A 5485-nucleotide genomic window follows, 5' to 3' on the forward strand; every position below is an offset into this window, starting at 1 on the left:
AAAAGCAAAACCCCCAACCAGGAATCTGGAAGGGGGTTTTAAATTAATAGCCTGACGATGTCCTACTTTCACACGGGAATCCGCACTATCATCGGCGCTGAGGCGTTTCACTGTCCTGTTCGGGATGGGAAGGAGTGGGACCACCTCGCTATGGTCATCAGGCTTAACTTGTAGCTGGCTTGCTTTTGTTGAGGGGAGCAAGTCCGGCGAATTCGTAGAGTCTGGCGCTGTCATTATATGACAGCGAATCAGCGTATTTGATTGCGCGCAGCTTCGAATTTGAAGACTGGCATAACTTGGGTGACTCGAACCGGCTTTGATTTTGGATCAAAGTTATAGGGTCAAGCCTCACGAGCAATTAGTACTGGTTAGCTTAACGCATTACTGCGCTTCCACACCCAGCCTATCAACGTCCTGGTCTCGAACGACTCTTCAGGGGGCTCAAGGCCCCGGCAAGACTCATCTTGAGACGAGTTTCCCGCTTAGATGCTTTCAGCGGTTATCTCTTCCGCACATAGCTACTCGGCAATGCCACTGGCGTGACAACCGATACACCAGAGGTGCGTCCACTCCGGTCCTCTCGTACTAGGAGCAGGCTCTCTCAATCTTGCAGCGCCCACGGAAGATAGGGACCAAACTGTCTCACGACGTTTTAAACCCAGCTCACGTACCTCTTTAAATGGCGAACAGCCATACCCTTGGGACCGGCTACAGCCCCAGGATGAGATGAGCCGACATCGAGGTGCCAAACACCGCCGTCGATATGAACTCTTGGGCGGTATCAGCCTGTTATCCCCAGAGTACCTTTTATCCGTTGAGCGATGGCCCTTCCATACAGAACCACCGGATCACTTAGTCCTACTTTCGTACCTGCTCGACTTGTCAGTCTCGCAGTCAAGCACGCTTATGCCTATGCACTATCAGCACGATTTCCGACCGTGCCTAGCGTACCTTCGAACTCCTCCGTTACGCTTTGGGAGGAGACCGCCCCAGTCAAACTGCCCACCATACACTGTCCCCAACCCGGATAACGGGCCAAGGTTAGAACCTCAAACACACCAGGGTGGTATTTCAACGTTGGCTCCACGACACCTAGCGGCACCGCTTCAAAGCCTCCCACCTATCCTACACAGATCTGTTCAAAGTCCAATGTAAAGCTACAGTAAAGGTTCATGGGGTCTTTCCGTCTTTCCGCGGGGAGATTGCATCATCACAAACATTTCAACTTCGCTGAGTCTCTGGAGGAGACAGTGTGGCCATCGTTACGCCATTCGTGCAGGTCGGAACTTACCCGACAAGGAATTTCGCTACCTTAGGACCGTTATAGTTACGGCCGCCGTTTACTGGGACTTCAGTCAAGAGCTTGCACCCCATCATTTAATCTTCCAGCACCGGGCAGGCGTCACACCCTATACGTCGACTTTCGTCTTTGCAGAGTGCTGTGTTTTTAATAAACAGTCGCAGCCACCGATTCTCTGCGGCCTCATTGGGCTCCCCCTGTACGGGTTCACCTACTAAAGGCACACCTTCTTCCGAAGTTACGGTGTCAATTTGCCGAGTTCCTTCTCCAGAGTTCTCTCAAGCGCCTTAGAATACTCATCTCGCGCACCAGTGTCGGTTTGCGGTACGGTCGTCTGTAGCTGGAGCTTAGTGGCTTTTCCTGGAAGCAGGGTATCGCTCACTTCAGCGGCAAGCCGCCTCGTTATCACACCTCATCTAAGCCGCCCGGATTTGCCTAGGCGGCACGACTACATGCTTGAACCGGGACATCCAACACCCGGCTGAGTTAACCTTCTCCGTCCCCACATCGCACTACAGATCGGTACAGGAATATTGACCTGTTTCCCATCAGCTACGCATCTCTGCCTCGCCTTAGGGGCCGACTCACCCTACGCCGATGAACGTTGCGTAGGAAACCTTGCGCTTACGGCGAGGGGGCTTTTCACCCCCTTTAACGCTACTCATGTCAGCATTCGCACTTCTGATACCTCCAGCAGCCTTCACAAGCCACCTTCACAGGCGTACAGAACGCTCTCCTACCACGTGCAATAAATTGCACATCCGCAGCTTCGGTAACTGGCTTAGCCCCGTTACATCTTCCGCGCAGGACGACTCGATCAGTGAGCTATTACGCTTTCTTTAAATGATGGCTGCTTCTAAGCCAACATCCTGACTGTTTTAGCCTTCCCACTTCGTTTCCCACTTAGCCAATTTTAGGGACCTTAGCTGGCGGTCTGGGTTGTTTCCCTCTTGTGTCCGGACGTTAGCACCCGGTGCACTGTCTCCCAAGCTGTACTCATCGGTATTCGGAGTTTGCAATGGTTTGGTAAGTCGCCATGACCCCCTAGCCATAACAGTGCTCTACCCCCGACGGTAATACTTGAGGCACTACCTAAATAGTTTTCGGAGAGAACCAGCTATTTCCAAGTTTGTTTAGCCTTTCACCCCTATCCACAGCTCATCCGCTAGTTTTGCAACACTAGTCGGTTCGGACCTCCAGCAGGTGTTACCCTACCTTCATCCTGGCCATGGATAGATCACTTGGTTTCGGGTCTACACCCAGCGACTGAACGCCCTATTCGGACTCGATTTCTCTACGGCTTCCCTATTCGGTTAACCTTGCCACTGAATGTAAGTCGCTGACCCATTATACAAAAGGTACGCCGTCACCCTTGCGGGCTCCGACTGTTTGTATGCATGCGGTTTCAGGATCTATTTCACTCCCCTCCCGGGGTTCTTTTCGCCTTTCCCTCACGGTACTAGTTCGCTATCGGTCGATTACGAGTATTTAGCCTTGGAGGATGGTCCCCCCATATTCAGACAGGATTACACGTGTCCCGCCCTACTTGTCGTGCGCCTAGTTCTACCACCGACTTTTTTCATACGGGGCTATCACCCACTATGGCCGGACTTTCCATTCCGTTCTGATAAATCGATGGCTAAAACGCACAGGCTGTTCCGATTTCGCTCGCCACTACTTTCGGAATCTCGGTTGATGTCTTTTCCTCGAGCTACTGAGATGTTTCAGTTCACCCGGTTCGCCTCGCATACCTATGTATTCAGTATGCGATACCCCTAAGGGTGGGTTTCCCCATTCGGAAATCTCCGGATCAAAGCTAATTTGCCAGCTCCCCGAAGCTTATCGCAGGCTATCACGTCCTTCGTCGCCTGTAATCGCCAAGGCATCCACCACATGCACTTAGTCACTTGACCCTATAACTTTGACGCCTCACTTGGAAGCATCGTCAAGGACTGGTTTGAGTTTCTTGCGTTACGCCGTCTTCAAATACAACTCGATTGTTTGAGTTGAAGTATGTTGACGCAATCAAAATGTTGCCGACGGCACGGTCCACCATGAAGTGGTTTCCGTCGACAACGCTGATTTTCGACTCTACGAATTGTTAAAGAACAGCCAGCCGATTCTTTCGAACCGCTGGCGCAAACAGCTCAACAGCTGCTTGCGCCAGCACTCAAAAGTGTGTGTTGTGATTTAGATGGTGGAGGATGACGGGATCGAACCGACGACCCCCTGCTTGCAAAGCAGGTGCTCTCCCAGCTGAGCTAATCCCCCATGAAGATGGTGGGTCTGGTTGGTCTCGAACCAACGACCCCCGCCTTATCAAGACGGTGCTCTAACCAACTGAGCTACAGACCCTTCACGTTTTGGCTGTGAAGCGTCCGGAGTTGCCAGCCTGGTGCCGCTTAGCACGGTGCTGTTGCAGTGCTCAGCCGGCTCACATTCACACGCTGTGTTCAACGAACAGCCGATAAGTGTGGGCGCAAGAACTTCGGAGTGCTTGTTTTCCAGAAAGGAGGTGATCCAGCCGCACCTTCCGATACGGCTACCTTGTTACGACTTCACCCCAGTCACGAACCCTGCCGTGGTAATCGCCCTCCTTGCGGTTAGGCTAACTACTTCTGGCAGAACCCGCTCCCATGGTGTGACGGGCGGTGTGTACAAGACCCGGGAACGTATTCACCGCGGCAAGCTGATCCGCGATTACTAGCGATTCCGACTTCACGCAGTCGAGTTGCAGACTGCGATCCGGACTACGACCGGTTTTCTGAGATTAGCTCCCCCTCGCGGGTTGGCAGCCCTCTGTACCGGCCATTGTATGACGTGTGTAGCCCTACCCATAAGGGCCATGATGACCTGACGTCATCCCCACCTTCCTCCGGTTTGTCACCGGCAGTCTCATTAGAGTGCCCTTGCGTAGCAACTAATGATAAGGGTTGCGCTCGTTGCGGGACTTAACCCAACATCTCACGACACGAGCTGACGACGGCCATGCAGCACCTGTGTCCAGGTTCTCTTTCGAGCACCAAGCCATCTCTGGCAAGTTCCTGGCATGTCAAGGGTAGGTAAGGTTTTTCGCGTTGCATCGAATTAAACCACATCATCCACCGCTTGTGCGGGTCCCCGTCAATTCCTTTGAGTTTCAACCTTGCGGCCGTACTCCCCAGGCGGTCAACTTCACGCGTTAGCTTCGTTACTGAACAGCAAGCCGTCCAACAACCAGTTGACATCGTTTAGGGCGTGGACTACCAGGGTATCTAATCCTGTTTGCTCCCCACGCTTTCGTGCATGAGCGTCAGTACAGGTCCAGGGGATTGCCTTCGCCATCGGTGTTCCTCCGCATATCTACGCATTTCACTGCTACACGCGGAATTCCATCCCCCTCTACCGTACTCCAGCCTTGCAGTCACAAATGCAGTTCCCAGGTTAAGCCCGGGGATTTCACATCTGTCTTGCAAGACCGCCTGCGCACGCTTTACGCCCAGTAATTCCGATTAACGCTTGCACCCTACGTATTACCGCGGCTGCTGGCACGTAGTTAGCCGGTGCTTATTCTTCAGGTACCGTCATTAGCCCTCTGTATTAGAGAAAGCCGTTTCTTCCCTGACAAAAGCGGTTTACAACCCGAAGGCCTTCTTCCCGCACGCGGCATGGCTGGATCAGGCTTGCGCCCATTGTCCAAAATTCCCCACTGCTGCCTCCCGTAGGAGTCTGGGCCGTGTCTCAGTCCCAGTGTGGCTGGTCGTCCTCTCAGACCAGCTACAGATCGTCGGCTTGGTAGGCTTTTACCCCACCAACTACCTAATCTGATATCGGCCGCTCCAATAGCGCGAGGTCTTGCGATCCCCCGCTTTCACCCGTAGGTCGTATGCGGTATTAATCCGGCTTTCGCCGGGCTATCCCCCACTACTGGGCACGTTCCGATATATTACTCACCCGTTCGCCACTCGTCGCCAGGTTGCCCCGCGTTACCGTTCGACTTGCATGTGTAAGGCATGCCGCCAGCGTTCAATCTGAGCCAGGATCAAACTCTTCAGTTCGATCTTGAATTACTGCTCAAAGAATTGAAGTGAACTTCACTTCAGTGAGCGTTTTTAAGGTCCTTCAGACCCGACATTCTTTCGAATGCCTGGCACTCAACCCGTCCAAACGCCCACGCTTATCGGCTGTTAGTTTTTAAAGAACGTT

At 53.0% G+C, this 5485-nt stretch carries 2 tRNA genes and 3 rRNA genes; all 5 read right to left on the minus strand.

The window, feature by feature from the left end:
- Positions 1-49 precede the first annotated feature (49 nt).
- Positions 50-162 (minus strand): 5S ribosomal RNA (gene rrf / locus DZC73_RS29455).
- A gap of 175 nt (positions 163-337) precedes the next feature.
- A 23S ribosomal RNA gene (locus DZC73_RS29460) occupies positions 338-3213 on the minus strand.
- Positions 3214-3495: 282 nt separating this feature from the next.
- A tRNA-Ala gene (locus DZC73_RS29465) sits at positions 3496-3571 on the minus strand.
- A 7-nt stretch (positions 3572-3578) separates the two neighbouring features.
- A tRNA-Ile gene (locus DZC73_RS29470) sits at positions 3579-3655 on the minus strand.
- Positions 3656-3808: 153 nt separating this feature from the next.
- A 16S ribosomal RNA gene (locus DZC73_RS29475) occupies positions 3809-5337 on the minus strand.
- Together the 16S, 23S and 5S rRNA genes with 2 tRNA genes alongside form the textbook arrangement of a ribosomal RNA operon.
- Positions 5338-5485: the final 148 nt, after the last annotated feature.

The organism is Rhizobacter terrae (genome assembly GCF_003852895.1).
GTDB lineage: Bacteria > Pseudomonadota > Gammaproteobacteria > Burkholderiales > Burkholderiaceae_C > Albitalea > Albitalea terrae.